Below are 17,828 nucleotides of genomic sequence, written 5' to 3'. Positions count from 1 at the left end.
GGCGCTCGTGCGACGCGGCGGTGCGCTCGGCGCGCGCCCGCGCCGGTGAGGCCAGCGCGCGCCGCGCATGGGGACGCCGGGAGACCCCCGGCGTCCTCTGCATCCTGGCTGTTCTCTGGCCGTGGAGGTGTGGAGGGCTAGCCGAGCAAGATCTGCGTCGGGTGCTCCAGCAGCTGGCGCAGGACCTTGAGGAAGGTCGCCCCGACCGCGCCGTCGACGACGCGGTGATCGCAGGAGAGCGTCATGCTCAAGCGGCGGCCCGGCACGACCTGCTCGCCGCGCACGACGGGCTCGCGGCGGACCTGACCCACGGCGAGGATCGCGCCCTCGGGGGGGTTGATGACGGCCCCGAAGTTGTCGATCCCGTACATGCCCAGGTTCGAGATCGAGAACGTCCCGTTCGCCATCTCCTCGGGCCGCAGCTTCTTCGCCTTGGCCCGCCCCGCGAGCTCGCGCACCTCGGCGGCGATATCGAGCACCTGCTTGCGGTCGACGTCGCGCACCACCGGGGTGACGAGGCCCTCGGGGACGGCGACCGCCACCGAGATGTCGACGCGCCGGTGGATGAGGATCGCATCCGAGGTGAACTGCGCGTTGCACTCCGGCACGCGCACGAGCGCGATGGCGCACGCCTTGACGAGGAGATCGTTGAAGCTGATCTTGGGCGGCTTCTCGCCCTCGGCGGCGGTCGCCGCGAGATCCGCGTTGATCTGCTCGCGCAGCGCGTTCAGCGGATCGGCGTCGACGTCGATGGAGAGATAGAAGTGCGGGACCGTCTGCTTCGACTCGGTGAGGCGCCGGGCGATCGCCTTGCGCATCATGCTGAGCGGCCGCACCTCCGGCGCAGCGAGCTCGCCGGGGGCGGCGGGCGCGGCCGCCGCGGCGGTCGGCGCCGGCTTCAGCCCCTCGAGATCGCGCGCCACGATGCGCCCGCGCGGACCCGTACCGGCGACGCTGGTCAGGTCGAGCCCGCGCTCGCGGCCGAGCTTGCGCACGTAGGGCGACGCCCTCACGCGCCCGTCGGACGACGGCTGCGGCGCCGCCGGCTGCGTGGGCGGCGAGACCGCGTCGCCGCGCGCCGCGGGCGGCGCGGTCGTCGCGGGCGCCTCGCCGCTCGGCGCGGCGCTGCCGGCCGGCTGCGCCGCGCGATCCCCCTTGGGTTGAGCTTCCGCCGCGCTCGGCTTCGGCGCCGGAGCGCCGCCGCCGCTCCCCCCGGCGAGGGCGCTTATGTCCTCGCCCGGGTTGCCGATGATCGCGACAGGCTGGCCGAGCTGAACCACGCTGCCCGCGGGCACGAGGATCTTGAGCAACGTCCCTCGATCGAAGGACTTGTACTCCATGGTCGCCTTGTCGGTCTCGACGTCTGCGAGCAGATCGTCGATGTCGATCGTGTCGCCTTCCTTCTTGTGCCACGCACTGATCTGCCCCTCCTCCATGGTTGGGGACAGCTTCGGCAGTTCCAGAACCTTCGCCATGGGTCTATCAACCTTGATCGGGGATGTGCGTCCGCTCAGTCAGCTTTTGTAGAGAACGCGGTGAACATTTTCGATGATCCGCGCCGCCTGCGGGATCACGTGCTGCTCCAGCCGTGCGTTGTAGGGCATCGGAACGTCGAGCGTCGTCGCGCGCAGGACGGGCGCGTCCAGCTCGTCGAACGCGAGCCGCTGGATGCGATCGGCGACCTCGGCGCCGACGCCGCCGTAGGGCCAGCCCTCGTGCGCCACGACCGCGCGGTGGGTCTTCGTCACGCTCCGCACGACCGTCTCCTCGTCGAGCGGGCGCAGCGATCGCAGATCCACGATCTCCGCGCTGATGCCCTCCTTCTCGAGCTCCGCGGCCGCCTCGAGCGCCACGTGCACCATCCGGCTCCAGGCGATGATCGAGACGTCCGTCCCCTCGCGCACGATCGAGGCGACCCCGAGCGGCACGGTGAAGTCGGGATCGTCGGGCACCTCGCCCTTCACACCGTAGAGCGTCTCGCTCTCCATGAAGAGCACCGGGTTGTCGTCCCGGATCGCCGACTTCAGGAGCCCCTTGGCGTCCGCGGGCATCGCGGGCGCGAGCACCTTGAGGCCGGGGATATGCGCGTAGAAGTGCTCCATCGAGTGCGAGTGCTGCGAGCCGACCTGCCGCGCCGAGCCGTTCGGCGCCCGCAGCACGAGCGGGATGCTGAGCTGCCCGCCGGACATCTGCCGGAGCTTCGCCGCGTTGTTGAGGATCTGATCGAACGCGACGGCGGAGAAGTTCCACGTCATGTACTCGACGATCGGCCGGAGCCCGACCATCGCGGCGCCGATCGAGATGCCGGTGAATCCGCTCTCGGTGATCGGCGCGTCGATCACGCGCCTGGAGCCGAACTTCTCGAGCATCCCCTCGGTCACCTTATAGGCGCCCTGGTAGTGCCCGACCTCCTCGCCGACGAGATACACCCGCTCGTCGCGCTCCATTTCCTCGATCATGGCGGCGCGAACCGCCTCCCGGTATCTTAGGACGGTCATCGCGCAAAAGGTCCTGCGTAGGTTGTGGGCTCGAGAATCTCGGGCCCGGGTTCGGGGCTCTCCTCGGCGAAGCGGACCGCATCGGCGATCTCGTCCTCCACCTCTTTATCGATCGCCTCGAGGGCGGCCTTGTGCCCCTTCTCCTCGAGCTCGATGCGCGAGCGCAGGAGCACGTCCTTCTTCTTGCGCTCCTCGAGCTCCTCCTTCGTCCGGTACTTGCCCGGATCGCTCATCGAGTGGCCCCGGAAGCGGTACGTCCTGATCTCGACCAGCGTCGGCTCCGAGAGGGTTCGCGCCCGCGTGATGGCCTCGGCGAGGCGATCGCGCACCTGGAGGACGTGCTCGGAGTTGAAGCGATCGCGCTCCATCCCGTAGGCGAGCGCCTTCAGCGAGACGTCCTCGACCGAGAGCGTCCGGGAGAGCGGCGTCCCCATCGCGTACTCGTTGTTCTCGCAGACGAACACGATCGGCAGCTTCCAGAGCGCCGCGAGCGACATGCCTTCGTGGAAGTCGCCGATGCTCACCGCCCCCTCGCCGAAGAACACCATCGAGACCCGGTCCTCGCCGCGGTACTTCGACGCGAACGCGGTCCCGACGGCGATGGGGATGTGGCCGCCGACGATGCCGTAGCCGCCGAGCATGTTGTGCTCTTTGTCGAAGAAGTGCATCGAGCCGCCGAGCCCCTTCGAGCACCCGGTGACCTTGCCGTAGAGCTCCGCCATCGCGGCGCGCGGGGTCATCCCGCGGGCGAGCGCGAGGCCGTGATCGCGGTAGGTCGTCATCACGTAATCATCAGGGCGGAGCGCCGCGCACGCGCCGACGGCGATGGGCTCCTGACCGATGTAGAGGTGCAGGAACCCACCGATCTTGCTCTGCGCGTAGGCGCGGGCCGCTTCTTCCTCGAAGCGGCGTATCTGAAACATCTTTCGGTAGAGCGACAGATGGAGATCGTCGCCGTTGGTCAGGGTAGTCATCGCGGAGATCTCAGGGGGCAGGACAGCGTTCCAGACAGTCGCCAGCGCGGCGGTCGGCGTGATCGTGGGCGACATGCCGAGCCCGCGAGGGGCCCGACGAGGCGCTTGACGTCGGCCGTTCCGGACAGCGACGCCGCTTACCCTGGCTCCTTTACGGGAGTTTTTTCCGCGTGACAACGCATCCGCGCTCTCAGCCGTTCAACGCGCGGCGGCATCGACCGCCCCAGCGTCCGGTGCGTCACCTTCGGTGGTCTGCGGACCGCCGAAGTCGTCGGTTTCAGGCGTCCCGGCGTCCGCGGCCTCATCGTCATCGTCCTCGGGGATGGCGTCCGTCGCGGGCGGGTTCGGGGCGCTGGCGCTGCCCGACGGGCTCGCGCTCGGCTCCGCGCTGCCCGTCGTGCGCGGCGCGGGCGAGGCCGGCGACGCCGTGTCGGCGGGCTCGTGCTTCGGGCGCGCGGGCCGCGTCGCCGGGACGACGCGCGGCCGCGGCGGCGTGGGCGCGGACGACGCGCTCGGCGCCGCGCCTGCGGGGGGCGCCTCGACCGGCGCGTCCGTCGATCGCATCGCCGTGCGCACGAGCAGCATGGCCGTCGCAACGACCACGGCCGCGCCGAGGACGATCTGCCCCATCTTCCGCTCGCGGGGAGGGAAGTGGTCGTCGATCGGATCCGCGCGCGTCGCGCCGGGCTCCGTGGACAGCGCCGCCGCCGCGGCGACGGGGGCCTCCAGCATGCGCCTCGGCATCTGGCTGGAGGCGGCCCACTCGAGGCTGTCGGCGAACGCGGCGCCGAACGCGTCGCAGCTCGGGTACCTGTCCTCGGGTCGCTTCGACAGGCCGCGCGCGAGCACCTGATCGAGCGACGGCGGCACGCCGAGCTCCCTCGCGAGGGACGGCGGCTCGTCGCTCGCGATCTTCGACGCGACCGAGACCGCGTCGTCGCCCGGGAACGCGCGCTTGCCGGAGATCGCCTCGAACATCACGGCCGCGAGCGAGAACTGATCGCTCTCGGGCGAGAACTTCCCGGCGCGGAACGTCTCCGGCGCGCTGTACGCCGGCGTCCCCATGAGCCCTCCCTGGTGCGTCAGCGTCGAGTCCGGGATCCGGGCGATGCCGAAGTCGGCGATCTTGCCGCCCTTCGTGGAGAGGATGATGTTCTCTGGCTTGATGTCGCGGTGGACGATGCCCGCCCGGTGCGCGATCGTGAGCGCCTCACCGAGCTCGCGCGCCAGGCGCGCTGCCTGCGCCGCCGAGAGCGGGCGCTCGAGGAGTTGCTGCTTCAGCGTCGGCCCCTCGACGTACTCGAAGACGAGGTAGAGCCCGAAGTCCGGGTCCTCGCCGACGTCGTGGAGCGTGACGAGGTTCGGGTGCGTCACGCGGGCGGCGGCGCGCGCCTCGTGGCGCATCCTCACGACGAGCTGCTCGCGGACGTCGCGCGGGATGCGGAGATCGTCCCGCAGGTGCTTCAGCGCGACGTCGCGATCGAGCAGCGGATCGTGCGCGAGCAGCACGCGCCCCATCGCCCCCTCGCCGAGGAGGCGCTGCACGTGGTAGCGGCCGAGGGAGGCGGGCAGCACAGCGCGGTCGCTCGGCTTTGCGAGCGCGCCGCGGCCGCCATCGGGGGACGATGATCCAGGCACGTCGCGTCGTTTCTATCCGTCCAGCGGCCCCGGCGGAAGGCCTGGCCGGCGTCCCGCTTCCGGTTATGCTCTGCCGCAGCGCGCGCCGGGTCGAGGGGCGGCGCTCGAGGCGCTGCGGCGGCGGTTCCCGCAGGGTCCGGCGGCACGTGGTATCCAGCGAGGGCGCAGCGAGCACAGATGAGCACCGAGAGCGCGTCAAAGCCGGCACGGGCCGCCGGAGCACCCAGGAAGCGAGGCAAGGCCAGGTACATCGTCCTCCTCGGCCTCGTGTTCGCCATCGTCCTCGCCCAGCAGACCGGGCTCCTCGGCTTCGGCCTGTCGCACCTCCGCGCGGCCACGTTCCCGAAGGACGAGTCCCTGCTCGAATATGTCCATGGCAGCGTTGCCGGTGTCGTGATCGTCGACCCTCACCAGCTCGACCTGAACGCGCTCGGCGCCGACGGCGGCTCGGTGCGGCAGCACATCGAGCGCACCCGCGACGACATCAAGAAGGCGACGGGCATCGATCTCGGGTTCGATGTCGACAAGCTGATCCTCTCCCCGGCGCTCGTTGTCGCGCGCGGGCGTTTCGACGAGCAGAAGCTCGCGGCGCGCCTCGCGGAGCACAGCTACGTCCAGGCGGAGTACAAGGGCGTGAGGTACCTGCTCCGCGCCGGCGAGGACGCGATCGCCGTGCGCGATGGATCGATCCTGCTGTACGGCACCGAGCCCGAGATCCGCGCGGGCATCGACGCCGAGGAGTCCGAGACGTCGCTGGCGAGCCGGGACGAGGTCACCTCGCGCCTCGCGCACATCGGGTGGGATCGTCCCCTCCTGGGCGTCGCCCTGCTCGCCGAGAGCAAGCCGAGCCTCCGCGCGATCCTCACCGGCTCCACCGGCCCGCGCGCCGTCACCGTCGGCGTCTCGACGAAGGAGGGCCTCGCGGCGACCGTCGTGATCGATGCCGCGTCGGCCGACGCGGCCGAGGAGCTCCGGAAGCTCCTGGAGGCGAAGCGCGCGAACGTGGATGCGCTGCAGGCGCTCGCCGGTCCGGAGCCCGGCGCGGCGCTCGCCGAGATCGCGAAGCGCGCGACGCTCACCGTGGATCAGGGCGCAGGTCGGCTCACGGTGCAGGTGGACGTGCGCCCCGGAGAGATCGAGCGGCTGGCGAAGGCCGGCCAGGCGGCGGCTGGCTCGCTCGGGGAGATGTACAAGAATATACGGTTGCTCCAGCTCCTCGCGCCGGGCCCCTGACATCGCTCGGCGGAGGGGGCGCGTCCGGCGGCCTCGAAGGCGAAGGCCTGCGCGCCGGCGGGGCGGAGCCCCGTGCGAGCTAGAGCTCGACGCAGCGCGGGCACCGCGACGCGACGCGGTCTGTCGCGCTCTTGACCCGGTTGCGCGCGGCGTCGCACCGCGGGTCCGCGTCGCTGGCGAGCCCGCATAGGTGCTGCGCTGCGCGGCTCATCGACGCGAGCGCGCGGCACGCGGTCTCGCATGGCGTCGCGGTCATCCGCTCAGCCTCGGCCTTCTTCGCCGGGGACTCAGCGCCGGCGGTCGTCGCCCGCGGGGCCGGTGTGGGGGTGCTGTCGGATGCCTCCGGACGCGACGGTGACGCCGCGCGCGGCGGCGATGGCGCCGCTGCCGGCGGCGGTGGCGCCTCCGGCGGAGCTGCCTGCGTCACGGCACGGTCCTCCTCGCGGCCTCCCGGTGCGCCCAGGACCTGATCGAGCTCGCCCTCCGCGCGCTCCAGCTCTGCGAGCGCATCCTCGGCCGTCTCGATGGAGCCCTCGTCGCGCGGCGACATGACGGCGGCACCGGCGGGCTCCGGCATCGCGGGCGCCTGCGCGACGGAGGCGCCGCCGCAGCCCGAGAGCGCGACGGCGCTGATCCAGAGGGGGGCGGCTGCGGCAGACCAGGCTCGGTATCTGTTCATCGGTCCTCCTGCGCCTGACGCCCGGCGCGCGGCTTTCGGCTCATCGCGGCGCCGCGCGGCCCACGCATCCTGCGTGATGGGATCCTGCTCGCGCCAGGGCGCGGGTTGACGCCCGCTCCGTGCGCTATGCTCGCGGCGATGAATCTGCTTCGATCGATCGGCGCGCTCGCTCTGGCTCTCGGACTCGTCGCAGGCTGTCAGCGGAGCAGCTCGCGCCAACCGCCGTCCCAGCCGTCGTACGGCCAGGGTTACCCGCCGTACGGCGCGCCCCCGCAGGGCTACCCGCAGCAGCAGCCCGGCTACCCGCAGCAGCCCGGCTACCCGCAGCAGCAGCCTGGCTACCCGCCGGCGCAGACCGGGCCCGCGCCGGCGCCCACCTTCACCGTGCCCACGGTGCCCGGGCTGCCGGTGGTCGGCGATCCCATCAACGACATCCACGTCGGCTGGCTCCAGTCCGAGGCCGGCGTCGTCATGGGCGCGCTGATCGGCGCGCTGTCCTCGGCCGCACAGCAGAAGGTGAACGGCATCCCGTTCATCGCCGATCCGACGGTCGGCGAGGTGAACGCGTTCGCCGGCTGCGACGACCAGCGGATGCCGTTCATGGCGATCACCGACGGGCTGCTCGAGGTGCAGGCGCAGATCGCGCAGTTCAAGGCGACCGACGAGATCTTCGGGACGAGGAAGCTCGACGAGTTCCTGCGGCTGCTCGCGCAGCGGCAGCGGCCCGGGCAGCCGATCATCCGGCCGCCGATGGGCTTCATCGATCCGGCGCAGCACACGGACGCGCGCAAGGTCGAGCGGCAGCGCCAGCTCTACCACGAGCAGCTCGCGTTCGTGCTCGGCCACGAGCTCGGCCACCATCACCTCGGGCACACGGGCTGCGCGAACGGGCAGGGCGGGAGCCGCGGCGTAACGCCCGCGGATCTCGGGCGGATGCTGTCGCGCACGCTCCCCGTCTTCAACCAGCCGAACGAGATCGCGGCGGACGTGGCGGGCGTGAACAACCTGCTCACCGCCGGCGCCCGGCGGCAGGGGTACCGGTGGACCGAGGGGGGGGCGATGCTCACGCTCGGCTTCTTCGCGTCGCTCGATCAGCTCACGCCGGCCGCGATCCTGTTCGCCTTCGAGCAGACGCACCCGCACCCGACGCTGCGCCAGCCCATCGTGCAGCAGACCGCGAACACCTGGCGTCTGACCGGAGGCGCGCCTGTGTTCTCGTTCCCCGGCTTCGGCGGCTGACCCGCGACTTCCCGGGCTCCTGTGTGCTCGCGAGCGCTCGTCCGGAGCGCCCGCGCGCTGCTTCAGCTTGACGCGACCGCGCAGCGCTCCTCCCATCGCGTCGAAAGGAGTCAGTCATGCAAGCAGAGCTTGGGATCGAGGACCTGAAGGACGGGACGGGCGCCGAGGCAAAGCACGGCCAGCTCGTGACCGTTCACTATGTCGGCACGCTGACCAACGGCAACAAGTTCGACAGCTCGCGCGATCGCGGCCAGGGCTTCTCGTTCAAGCTGGGGGCCGGGCAGGTGATCAAGGGATGGGACCAGGGGGTCGCCGGCATGAAGATCGGCGGCCTCCGCAAGCTGACGATCCCGCCGGAGCTCGGCTACGGCGCTCGCGGCTTCCCGCCCGTGATCCCGCCCAACTCGACCCTCATCTTCGAGGTCGAGCTGCTCTCGCTCAAGTGATGCGCGGCGTCGCCCCCGCAGCGCTGGCCGCGGCTCGCGGTCGGCGCGCGGGGCGGCGCGCGCGCTCGCGGCGAGGCGCCGTGCCTCGCGCGCCCGCGGCGCCGCTCACGGCTTGATGGGAGCGCCGCACTCGACGCAGAAGCGGTTGCCGATGAAGAGCTCGTGCTTGCAGTGCGCGCACCGCGCGACGCGCACCTCGGTCGGGCGCTTCGCGGGCTTCGACGGCGGAGCCTCCTTCACCGGAGGCCTCGGCCCCGTCGCGACCGCGGCGTAGCGGCCGGAGCCAGCGGCCGCCCGGGAGCGCCGGTCGGTGAACGGCACGGCGGCCACGCGCGACATCGCGCCCTGAGCCTGGCTCCGCAGACCGTTGCTCCCGATCGAGTGGACCTGTTGCCCCGCGATGCGCTCGTCGCTCGAGGCGGCCGCGTCGAGCTCGACCTCCTCGACCGCCGCCTGCGCCGCCTGGACCTGCGGCGGCGGGAGCATCGCGCCGAACTCGTCGATGCGGTGGGGCCGGGTGTCTTCGAGCTCCGCGCTGTCGGGCTGCCGCTCGTCCTGCGCCTCCGGCAGGATGCGGATGAGCAGCGCCGAGATGTTGTCGGTCCCGCCCGCGTCGTTCGCCATCTCGATGAGGAGCTCGCAGGCCTCCTGCGGGTCCTGGGTGATGTCGAGCACATCGAGCATCTGCTGCTCCGAGACCATCCCGCTCAGCCCGTCCGAGCAGAGCAGGAAAGCATCGCCGAGCTGGATGCGCTCCGAGCGGATGTCGACCTTCACCGCGTCCTTCATGCCGAGAGCGCGCGTGATGATGTTCTTCGGGAGCCTCGCCAGCTCGTCCGGGCTCAGGTCGGGCTTCAGCGCGAGGGCGTCGTTGATGAGCGAGTGGTCCTTCGTGAGCTGCTCGATCTCGCCCAGCCGGATCCGGTAGCAGCGGCTGTCGCCGACGTGCCCGACGTGGATCTGCTCCGTCTCGCGCGACACGTAGGCGGCGACCACCGTCGAGCCCATGCCCTGGTGCTGGGTGTACGTGTTCGAGATGACGAACACATCGTGGTTCGCCTTGCGGATCGCGGCGACGACGCGCCGTGCTTCCGGATCGAGCTCCTGTTCGTCGACCGGGATGGGGCCGGGCAGGCTGCCGGCGCGGGTCGCCTCGAAGAAGTTGTCGAGCGACTTGGTCGCGAGCGCGCTGGCGACGTTGCCCGCATTGTGCCCACCCATGCCGTCCGCCACGACGAAGAGGCCGAGCTCGGACTTCACGAGGATGTTGTCCTCGTTGTGCTTTCGCTGGCGTCCAACGTCGGTCACGGCAGCCGCGACGGGTCGGGTGCGGCTGCTCGTCCTGAACTCGCCCATTCGCGGCTGATTATACCTGCGCAGCCCTCCGGACCGCCCACATTCCGGCTGCTTTACCGGTGGGCGGCTCCCCGGGAGCCCGCCGCCTGGACGGCGACCCGCCGAGACGTACCGGACGAGACGGCGGGCGTACGCGTACCCCGGGGTACGGGATCCAGCGCGAGGCGCACGCCGAACTGGAAGAATCCGTAGACGGCGGCATCGGAGCCCTCGCCCGGGCGCGAGAGGTACGTGCCGGCGTCGAGCTCGGCGAACACCCCGATGCCAAAGCTCGACACCGGGTAGAAATCGCCGCCCAGCGCAATGCGGGCGACATCGAGCCCATGGAACACGTGGTCGGAGACTGTCGGCCCCGCGGACGAGTCCTCCGACCCTGTGAGGACTGCTCGCCGATATCCAACGCCGTAGCTGATCCAGGGGTCGAAGGCGATGCCCTGGGCGAGGTGGTAGACGAACCCGAGGCCGAGATCGAGGCTTCGACCGGAGCAGCCGTTGCAGCCGTCGGCGGCGGAGAGCAGGGCGTAGGAGCCGCTTGCTTCCAGGACGGTCACGCGGCTCAGGCCGAGTCCAACGTTGCCGCCGAACGCGAAGCCGCCCGAGACCTTCTCGCTGGCCGGCTGGCCGGCGGCCATGCTGCCGAAGGGTTGGCTGTAGCCGGCCCGTCCCTGGAGCAGGATGTGCCCGCTCCGTTCGTCCGGCCCGGCGGGGCGCTTGGCGCCGGCTTCCGGCCCGGCCTCGTCTTCTGCTTCCTCGGCCGCGGTCTCTCGAGCTGCTGGCTGGGCGAGGGCCTGGTTGGCCGAGAGCACCCAGCCCGCCGCCGCCACGCCGAGCGCCGTCCACCTTGTTGAGCGCGATCTCACGAACGGCCTCTAGAACAGCGCGGTCCCGAGCGCAAAGGGGGTGACGGGCCGGCGCGAGGAATGTCGACCGGGCGGAGGAACGACGCAACTGCGCGCCGCGTGCCGACGACAGACCTCCTGGACCATGGACAACGCACCGACCCGCAGCGATCAAGGCAACTACTTCAGGCCCGTCACGTCTTTTCACGCCGCCGCCGAGCCCTTCTCGCCGGCCGCGGCGCTGCGAGGGGAGCCGGCGGGAGCGCCCCGCGAGCGGCCGGGCTCTGGAGCTCACGGCGGTGGAGCCCGAGCGACACGGGACACCACGGTGGAGCTCGCGGAGGATCGCGAAGCGCTCACCACGGTGTGGCTCCGCTGCGATCAGAGCGGCTGGAGCACCCCCGTGCGCATCGCCGTCCCGCCGGGCGCTGAGCTCATCCTGGGCAGCGCCCCGGCCGCGGACGTGGGCATCGACGACGCCGCGGTGAGCGCTCGCCACTGCCGTGTCGCGCACCGCGGCGCATCGATCGAGGTGACGGATCTCGACTCGCGCAACGGCGTTCGCGTCGGCGGCGTGCGGGTACGGCAGGCGATGCTCGTCCCCGGCGGCTGCTTCGAGGTCGGCCGCACGACCGTGTGCGTCGAGGCGGCCCGGAGGGTCCCCCCGATCGAGGAGGGGCCGCCGCTGCCGTCGCTCGTCGGCCGCTCGCGGCCCATGCGGCAGCTCGCCGCAGCGGTGCGGCGGGTCGCGCCGCTCCAGCTCCCCGTGCTCCTGCGCGGCGAATCGGGCACGGGCAAGGATCTGGTCGCCCGGGCGATCCATGCGGAGAGCAACCGAGCCGACCGGCCGTTCGTGGTCCTGAACGCCGCCACGATCCTGCGCGACATCGCCGAGTCCGAGCTGTTCGGTCACCGGCGCGGCGCGTTCACCGGCGCGCATCGGGATCGGCGGGGCGCGTTCGCCGAGGCCCACCTGGGTACGCTCTTTCTCGATGAGATCGCGGCGCTCTCGCTGGAGGTCCAGGCGAAGCTGCTGCGCGCGGTGGAGGAGGGGGTGGTCCGCCCGCTGGGCGCGGAGGGGACGACGCAGGTCAACGTGCGGCTCATCGTCGCGACCTGCGAGCCCCTGGAGACGCTCGTCGCCGAGCGTCGCTTCCGCGCGGACCTCTACGAGCGCCTCGCGGTGTGCCGCATCCATCTTCCAGCGCTGCGCGATCGGCCGGACGACATCCCGCTCCTGGCCGAGCACCTGCTGGCGACCTCCGAGATCGGCCCGCGGCAGCTCTCCCCCGGGGCGCTCGTCGCGCTGAGGGCGCACCGCTGGCAAGGCAATGTGCGGGAGCTACGGAACGTGCTCATTCAAGCCGCGTTGCGCGCCCACGGCCGCGTGCTGCCGGAGCACGTCACGGCCGTACTCGCCGATCGCGAGCCCCCGGTCCGCCGGAAGGTCACGCCGGCGGACGCGCTCCGCGCCTTCGAGGAGGTGGGCGGCAACATCAGCGCCGCCGCGCGCCTCGCGGACATCCCGCGCTCGACGATGCGGGATCTGCTGCGCGTCGCGAGGGAGCGGTGAGCTGGCGTCCGTGGGAGGAGCTAGAAGGTGCCCGCGACGCCGAGGGCGGCCTGACCGGGCGCCACGAACGGCGCGATCACGGTGACGCGCGGGCCGTCGGACGCGGCCTGCTGTTTCCGGGGATACCAGTCGACCATGGCGTACGTCGCGGTGCCGACGACCCCGACGCCGAGGAGGACCCAGCCTGTGATCGCCCAGGGGAGCGCGCCGTCGTAGCTGTCGAGCTCCCCCCGGAGGCGCCCGCACGCGGTCTCGAAGCCGGGGAGGTCGCCCGACGGATCCACGCGCGCGCCGCAGGGTTGGGACCTGCGGTTTGCGGGGATCATGCTCTCGTGGCTCGCGACGTACGCTTTGATCTGCGTTCCGACGTCGTCGGCGTTGCTGCTCGCGTTGACGGCGAGGGTCGACCCGACGATCCCCATGACCAGACCGACCCCCGCGATGCCGGTCCCCGCCCAGGCGAGCGGCTTGCGTGCGTACCAGTGGAAGAACGGCTCGCGACCGCCGGAGCTCTGGTCCGAGCTCATCGAGCCCATCGTGTTGCTCGTCGAGAAGCTCAGCCCACCGGGGCTCGTCGGCGCTGCGGGCGAGGTGCTCGGCGCTGTCGCTCCGGGTATCGTCGCGCCCGGTGCCGCCGCGCCGGGGGCCGGCACGCCCGGTGCCGCCGCGCCCGGTGTCGGCACGCCGGGGGCCGGCTGCGCGGTGTCCACCGCGGGAGGCTGCGCTGGCGTTGGCGGGACCGCTGCCGGCGAGGCCGAGGTGGGCGCGGTCGGCGGCACACCCGGCGCGGGCGTCGGCGCGCCGGCAATGGGCGCACCGGTCGTTCCCAGGGTCAGCGTCGCGGGCGTGGCTGTGCCGATCTTCGCGTCCACCTGGAGGGTCGCGGATCGGTCCTGATAGGTCGCGAACAGGGTGTGCTTGCCGGGGGTCACGAACACAGGATCGGGCAGCGGCGCCTTGCCGACGAGGACGCCGTCCACGCTGATGTCCGCGCCGTTCGCGTCGGCGGTCACGATGAGGAAGCCGGTCCGTCGCTTGACGTCGGCGATCGCCTTCTCCGCGGCGGCGCGCTGCTCCGGGGTCGCGGTGGTGTGCTCGTGCAGGAACTGCTGGAGGTGCTTGCCGGCATCCTCCAGGTGATTGGAGCGAAGCTCGCTCTGTCCGAGGTTGAGCAGCACGGCCGGGTGTCGCTTGAGCGCGTAGACCTGGAGAAACGCCGTCCGCGCATCCTCGAACCGACCGGCGTCATACGCCTTGACCCCTTCCTCGTAACGCTGGCGCGCGACCTCCGTGACGGGATCGGACGACTGCGCGAAGCTCAGCGGCTCGCTGAGAAAAGAGGAGGTGAGCCCGGCCTCGGTGAGCACAGCTGGCGCGATGAGCGAGAGCAGGAGGACGGGGGCGCAGGCGCGTGTTTTCATGGCTCCTCAGGTCGGGCTTCGCCTCGTCGGCGTCAGCGGAAGATAACGACTGCAGCAAGCCTCGCTGACGAGGCGGGAAACGGGTGCGCTTCAGAAAGGCGCATCGCGGATGATGCCGCCGCTCTTGTTGCCTCCGGTGGAGCTCGTCCCACGCTGCGTCGGCGCAGGCTTCTTCGGTGCGGGGGCTGTCTTGGGCCCGGCCGCCGGCGCCGTGGGCATCGCCGTGGTGGCAGACATCGTCGCCGTGGGAGCCGGAGGGCTCACCGGCGCTGAGGCGCTCGGCGTCGGTCCAGCGCTGCCTTCCGTGGCTGCGGCGGCAGGCGGGTCGCCGGCCGTCGCTTGCGCGGTGGCGGCGGGGGTTGCCGCGGCCGCTGCGGGCGGCGCCTCCGTCGTCGGCGAGGCCGTCGGGGGCCCGGGATCCACGCCATCGTCGTCGTGACGCATGGCCCGGACGACGAAGAACACGAAGACCGCGCCCACGAGGGCGATGACGAGCCGCAGCGCCATCTTGTTCGGCCTGGACACGGGGATCTCGATCGGATCGTGGTCCTCCGTGCGGGCGGCGGATGCAGCCACCGCGTCGGCGCTCCCCACCGCCGGATGCGCCGCACGAGATCGCGTGCGCGCAGGCCGCGCAGACGGCGGCTCACCCTCGCGGGGCGGGGAGGGCGCCGCCTCCGGACGCGCCTGCGGCTCCGCGGGCCGTGCGTCGGCCCCGGCGCCGCGCTCGGCCGTCGACGCGCCGGCCACCGCATCCGGCTCGCCCATTCCCACGCGCGTTTTTCCGGCGGGCGCGGGGGGCTCGCCCGGCCTCGCCGCGCCGCTGTCCGTCGTGCCCGTGGCGCCTGCGCTGGAAGCGCTGCCGGTCGTCTGCGTGTCCGCGAGCGGCTGAGGCGAGGGGCTGGCGTGCACACCGGCACCCGGTGTGCTCCCCGCGCCGTGGGGCGTGGCCTCCGCTGCGGGCGCCCCCTGCACGTCGTCGCCGATGGCGATGGTCGGGACCCCCTCGATCACGGTGTCGGACACGCCGGACGCGCCGGCCGGCGGCGCTTCGAGCACGCGGGCCGCGGGCGCGGTCGACGCAGCGGGGAACGATGCCGTCGCGGGCTCTCGCCACGCAGCCGGCGCTTCGCCCAGGGGCGCCGCCGGGGCTTCCGGCGGTCTCGCGGCGGGGGCGCCGGTCTCCGGCTCGGGGGCGCCGCCGCGCTCGCCACCCCGCGCTGTCGACTGCTCGTCGAACGCCTCCCAGGAAGGCCGGATCGACGCCGCGATCCGATCCGCTTCCTCCGCAGAGAGGGAGCGTTCGCCAGGTTCCGCGGTCGTCGGTCGCTCCCCCGCAGTCATCGCGGTGAGGAACTTACCACCCGCATCCGCCGAACCGCAATCTCGCGACGGATCCACGCGTTACCGACCTGCCGCGCGAGGGCCCAGGGCGTGCGCCTCCCGACCGCCCCCGGAAGGCATCGCGACCCGCTCATCCGCCGCGCAGCTCGCGCAGAAGCGCGTCGTCCCAGGTATCGGCGACCTGGCTCACCGTCGTGACGATATCCTCGAACTCTTCGTATTCGAGCGCGCTGAGTCGCCGCAGGCAGCGCAGCACCACCTCGTCGCGCGACCTGTCGATCGCGAACGCCGCGTCCGAGGTGGCGATGAAGCTGAGCTCCAGGAGGCGCCGGTAGAAGGCCTCCCGCCCGCTCAGGGGGACGGCCATGATGGGAGCGAAGACCATCAGGACCCCCTGGGCCTCGAGCACGTTGACCCCGATCGTCGCGCTCCCGTGCTGGAGCTGCGCGTATCCGGTCTCGTCGAGCGTGTTCGTGCCCGCTCCGCCCAGCGATCCGGCCCCGCCCAGAGAGCTCGCGGCGTACCGGGCGAGATACGCGTTGACCATGCTCGTCGCGTCAGCAAACCTCTCCCCAGACGCACGATCCGCGTAGAGGGGCTCTGTGGATGAAGTGGGCGTGAGGTCGGGCACGTGAAACCTCCGGGACGTATCGCCATTCACTCGGCGCGCGGGGCTGCTCTGGCGAGCCGAAGGCGCACCACCCCAGCGCAGCTGCATCGTAGCGCCCCGGCCTTCGCGGCGATCACGCTTTTCACCGCGGCCGCGCACTCCCTCGGGTGCAGCGCCGAGGGCGGCGCGCCCGCTGCGCCCGCCGCCCTCTCCGACGAGCAGCGCGCCGTCGCGCTGCTCGATCCGGGCGCGCTGCTCCCGCCCCGCGCCGAGACGGTCGCTCTCGCGGACGCCGTCGCCATCGCGTCGTCGCGGGCCGGGGCCGGGGCCCAGGCTGCCTCGCTCGCGGAGCTCGCCGGCGACCTTCGCGTGCGGCTCTTCCGCCTCGATCAGGCGGCCACCGACGCGCGCGAGGCGATGGAGCTGTACGGCGCCGCGGCGACGGCCTTCCGCGCCCTGGCCGATCCGGCCCTCGTCGAGCGCGCGTGCCAGGCCGAGCGCCGCCGAGCGCTGCTCGCCGGTGAGCTCGCCCACGACGCCGCCGTCGCGTACCGCGAGCTCTACCTGGTCTCGCGGCGCTACGCGGCCCTCGCCCCGGCCGCGCCGTCCGGCGGCGCGCCGCCCGCGCTCTCGCCGTGCCTCGGCGCCATCGCGGTCGCGCTGGCGCAGGCCGCCGCCTACCGGCCCAGCGGGGAAGCGCTGCGCGCGCTGGAGCAGGAAGGTCACCGCGTCGAGGGCGTCGCGCTCGCGCTCGCGCCGGGGCCTGCGCCGGGCACCTCCGCCGCGCCGGCGAGCGCCGCGAGCGCGGTGCAGGTGACGACCGCCGACGCCTCCGGCGATCTCGTCGTCGCCCCCCCGGCGTCCGCCGCGCCCACGGGCCCGGTGAAGGTCACTGCGATCGAGCGGCACGGCTCGGACAAGGGGGCGCGCGTGGTCATCGAGCTGTCCGCGCCGACGACGTTCGACGTCGGCACGCTCCCGGCGGACGAGACCGCCGGCAGGGACGCGCGCGTCTTCGTCGACATCGCGGGGGCGACGTCGCGCGGCGTCGCGCGCGAGATCGAGGTCGGCGGCGTCCTGCGGCGCGTGCGCGTCGGCGTGCAGCCGAAGGGCACGCGTGTCGTCCTGGATCTCGCCGCCAACCTGCATCGCCGGGTCTTCTACCTGCCCGAGCCGTTCCGGATCGTCGTCGACGTGAGCACTCGCCCTCCGGTGCGCGACGACGAGGGCAAGCCCGGCGGCGCGCGGGATGTCCGGCGCGTCGCGATCGACCCGGGGCACGGCGGCAACGACACCGGCGCGGTCGGCCCCACCGGGTTGAAGGAGAAGGACGTGACGCTCGACGTCGCCCACCGCGTCGCCCCGCTCCTCGCGCGCGAGCTCAAGATCGAGACGCTCCTCACCCGGGACAGCGACGTCTACGTCCCGCTCGATCTCCGCACCGCGCGCGCGAACGCGTTCCACGCCGACCTGTTCGTCTCGATCCACTGCAACGCGAGCGACAACGGCCGCGCTCGCGGGGTCCAGACCTTCTCGCTCGCGGCGCCCAACGACGCCGAGGGGACGTCGGCCGCGCTCGCGGCGCGCGAGAACGCCGCCCGCGCCGCCAGGGGAGGGCAGGGCGTGGACCCTGGCGATCCCGACGCCCGCCGCGAGGTGGCGGCGATCCTGTCGAACCTCAACGTCGGCGACATGGCGGCCCGCTCGCGCCACTTCGCCGAGCTCCTCCAGCGGTCGTCGCTCGCCTCGCTGTCGCCCCGCTACCCCGACACGAAGGATCAGGGCGTCAAGGGCGCGGGGTTCTTCGTCCTCGCGGGCGCCGACATGCCGGCCGCGCTGTTCGAGACCGCGTTCATCTCGAACCCCGAGGACGAGGCCCGCCTCGCCACCGCCGATTTCCGGCAGAAGATGGCGGACGCCATCGTGAACGCGATCCGCGCCTACCGCGAGGGCAAGTGAAGGGCGAGGCCGGCCCGCG

15 protein-coding genes are annotated in these 17,828 nt (G+C 72.5%); 5 read left to right on the top strand and 10 right to left on the bottom strand.

Annotated features, from left to right (window positions below):
• Positions 1 to 137: 137 nt before the first annotated feature.
• From WMF28_RS18665 to WMF28_RS18650, 4 genes are all read right to left on the bottom strand, one after another.
• Entirely contained in the window at positions 138 to 1,475 is a 1,338-nt protein-coding gene (locus WMF28_RS18665; protein ID WP_437603597.1) for a dihydrolipoamide acetyltransferase family protein, read from the bottom strand.
• Between the two features lie 39 nt (positions 1,476 to 1,514).
• Positions 1,515 to 2,498: a pyruvate dehydrogenase complex E1 component subunit beta gene (locus WMF28_RS18660; protein ID WP_437603596.1), complete on the bottom strand. Its 984-nt coding sequence runs from the start codon at positions 2,496 to 2,498 to the stop codon at positions 1,515 to 1,517.
• Positions 2,495 to 3,472, bottom strand: coding sequence for a pyruvate dehydrogenase (acetyl-transferring) E1 component subunit alpha (gene pdhA / locus WMF28_RS18655; RefSeq protein WP_437603595.1), 978 nt, complete (start codon positions 3,470 to 3,472; stop codon positions 2,495 to 2,497). Before pdhA ends, WMF28_RS18660 begins: the two co-directional genes overlap by 4 nt.
• Positions 3,473 to 3,670: 198 nt before the next feature.
• Positions 3,671 to 5,110 (bottom strand): serine/threonine-protein kinase, encoded by a 1,440-nt coding sequence (locus WMF28_RS18650; RefSeq protein WP_437603594.1) that lies wholly within the window; start codon positions 5,108 to 5,110, stop codon positions 3,671 to 3,673.
• A 177-nt stretch (positions 5,111 to 5,287) separates the two neighbouring features.
• Between WMF28_RS18650 and WMF28_RS18645 the strand changes: the two genes are divergently transcribed.
• Positions 5,288 to 6,343: a hypothetical protein gene (locus WMF28_RS18645; RefSeq protein ID WP_437603593.1), complete on the top strand. Its 1,056-nt coding sequence runs from the start codon at positions 5,288 to 5,290 to the stop codon at positions 6,341 to 6,343.
• 79 nt (positions 6,344 to 6,422) lie between these two features.
• On the opposite strand, the gene WMF28_RS18640 is transcribed toward WMF28_RS18645, so the two are convergent.
• Complete coding sequence (locus WMF28_RS18640) at positions 6,423 to 7,022, bottom strand: hypothetical protein (protein ID WP_437603592.1); 600 nt, start codon at positions 7,020 to 7,022, stop codon at positions 6,423 to 6,425.
• Positions 7,023 to 7,160: 138 nt separating this feature from the next.
• Here WMF28_RS18640 and WMF28_RS18635 point away from each other — a divergent pair, with 138 nt between their 5' ends.
• Together WMF28_RS18635 and WMF28_RS18630 are read left to right on the top strand one after the other, a co-directional pair.
• Positions 7,161 to 8,261, top strand: coding sequence for a M48 family metalloprotease (locus WMF28_RS18635; RefSeq protein ID WP_437603591.1), 1,101 nt, complete (start codon positions 7,161 to 7,163; stop codon positions 8,259 to 8,261).
• Between the two features lie 116 nt (positions 8,262 to 8,377).
• Entirely contained in the window at positions 8,378 to 8,707 is a 330-nt protein-coding gene (locus WMF28_RS18630) for an FKBP-type peptidyl-prolyl cis-trans isomerase (protein WP_437603590.1), read from the top strand.
• Between the two features lie 105 nt (positions 8,708 to 8,812).
• On the opposite strand, the gene WMF28_RS18625 is transcribed toward WMF28_RS18630, so the two are convergent.
• Both WMF28_RS18625 and WMF28_RS18620 read right to left on the bottom strand, forming a co-directional pair.
• Positions 8,813 to 10,063, bottom strand: a complete 1,251-nt coding sequence (locus WMF28_RS18625) for a protein phosphatase 2C domain-containing protein (RefSeq protein ID WP_437603589.1) — start codon at positions 10,061 to 10,063, stop codon at positions 8,813 to 8,815.
• A 53-nt stretch (positions 10,064 to 10,116) separates the two neighbouring features.
• Entirely contained in the window at positions 10,117 to 10,923 is an 807-nt protein-coding gene (locus tag WMF28_RS18620; RefSeq protein WP_437603588.1) for a hypothetical protein, read from the bottom strand.
• A 124-nt stretch (positions 10,924 to 11,047) separates the two neighbouring features.
• On the opposite strand from WMF28_RS18620, the gene WMF28_RS18615 reads away from it, so the two are divergent.
• Positions 11,048 to 12,475 carry a sigma 54-interacting transcriptional regulator gene (locus WMF28_RS18615; protein WP_437603587.1) on the top strand — a complete coding sequence of 476 codons (1,428 nt, stop codon included), beginning with the start codon at positions 11,048 to 11,050 and terminating at the stop codon, positions 12,473 to 12,475.
• 20 nt (positions 12,476 to 12,495) lie between these two features.
• Here WMF28_RS18615 and WMF28_RS18610 read toward each other — a convergent pair whose 3' ends face one another.
• The 3 genes from WMF28_RS18610 to WMF28_RS18600 form a co-directional block, all read right to left on the bottom strand.
• On the bottom strand, positions 12,496 to 13,896 hold the full coding sequence (locus tag WMF28_RS18610) for a hypothetical protein (protein ID WP_437603586.1): 1,401 nt from the start codon (positions 13,894 to 13,896) through the stop codon (positions 12,496 to 12,498).
• 90 nt (positions 13,897 to 13,986) lie between these two features.
• The gene (locus tag WMF28_RS18605; protein WP_437603585.1) at positions 13,987 to 15,240 is read right to left on the bottom strand and encodes a hypothetical protein; all 1,254 of its coding nucleotides are present in this window, start codon (positions 15,238 to 15,240) and stop codon (positions 13,987 to 13,989) included.
• A gap of 130 nt (positions 15,241 to 15,370) precedes the next feature.
• Complete coding sequence (locus WMF28_RS18600) at positions 15,371 to 15,787, bottom strand: YbjN domain-containing protein (RefSeq protein WP_437603584.1); 417 nt, start codon at positions 15,785 to 15,787, stop codon at positions 15,371 to 15,373.
• Between the two features lie 84 nt (positions 15,788 to 15,871).
• Here WMF28_RS18600 and WMF28_RS18595 point away from each other — a divergent pair, with 84 nt between their 5' ends.
• On the top strand, positions 15,872 to 17,809 hold the full coding sequence (locus tag WMF28_RS18595) for an N-acetylmuramoyl-L-alanine amidase (RefSeq protein ID WP_437603583.1): 1,938 nt from the start codon (positions 15,872 to 15,874) through the stop codon (positions 17,807 to 17,809).
• Positions 17,810 to 17,828: the final 19 nt, after the last annotated feature.

The organism is Sorangium sp. So ce590, assembly GCF_051521365.1.
Classification (GTDB): domain Bacteria; phylum Myxococcota_A; class Polyangia; order Polyangiales; family Polyangiaceae; genus Sorangium.
Note: the sequence above shows the minus strand (reverse complement) of the source record. Positions and strands in the feature narration are given on the sequence as shown.

Excerpts from the sequence above, each read along its gene's own strand:
- pdhA (WP_437603595.1), bottom strand. The coding sequence starts at position 3,472 with ATGACTACCCTGACCAACGGCGACGATCTCCATCTGTCGCTCTACCGA.
- WMF28_RS18665 (WP_437603597.1), bottom strand. The coding sequence starts at position 1,475 with ATGGCGAAGGTTCTGGAACTGCCGAAGCTGTCCCCAACCATGGAGGAG.
- WMF28_RS18645 (WP_437603593.1), top strand. The coding sequence starts at position 5,288 with ATGAGCACCGAGAGCGCGTCAAAGCCGGCACGGGCCGCCGGAGCACCC.
- WMF28_RS18605 (WP_437603585.1), bottom strand. The coding sequence starts at position 15,240 with ATGACTGCGGGGGAGCGACCGACGACCGCGGAACCTGGCGAACGCTCC.
- WMF28_RS18625 (WP_437603589.1), bottom strand. The coding sequence starts at position 10,063 with ATGGGCGAGTTCAGGACGAGCAGCCGCACCCGACCCGTCGCGGCTGCC.
- WMF28_RS18635 (WP_437603591.1), top strand. The coding sequence starts at position 7,161 with ATGAATCTGCTTCGATCGATCGGCGCGCTCGCTCTGGCTCTCGGACTC.
- WMF28_RS18615 (WP_437603587.1), top strand. The coding sequence starts at position 11,048 with ATGGACAACGCACCGACCCGCAGCGATCAAGGCAACTACTTCAGGCCC.
- WMF28_RS18660 (WP_437603596.1), bottom strand. The coding sequence starts at position 2,498 with ATGACCGTCCTAAGATACCGGGAGGCGGTTCGCGCCGCCATGATCGAG.
- WMF28_RS18630 (WP_437603590.1), top strand. The coding sequence starts at position 8,378 with ATGCAAGCAGAGCTTGGGATCGAGGACCTGAAGGACGGGACGGGCGCC.
- WMF28_RS18640 (WP_437603592.1), bottom strand. The coding sequence starts at position 7,022 with ATGAACAGATACCGAGCCTGGTCTGCCGCAGCCGCCCCCCTCTGGATC.
- WMF28_RS18610 (WP_437603586.1), bottom strand. The coding sequence starts at position 13,896 with ATGAAAACACGCGCCTGCGCCCCCGTCCTCCTGCTCTCGCTCATCGCG.
- WMF28_RS18600 (WP_437603584.1), bottom strand. The coding sequence starts at position 15,787 with ATGGTCAACGCGTATCTCGCCCGGTACGCCGCGAGCTCTCTGGGCGGG.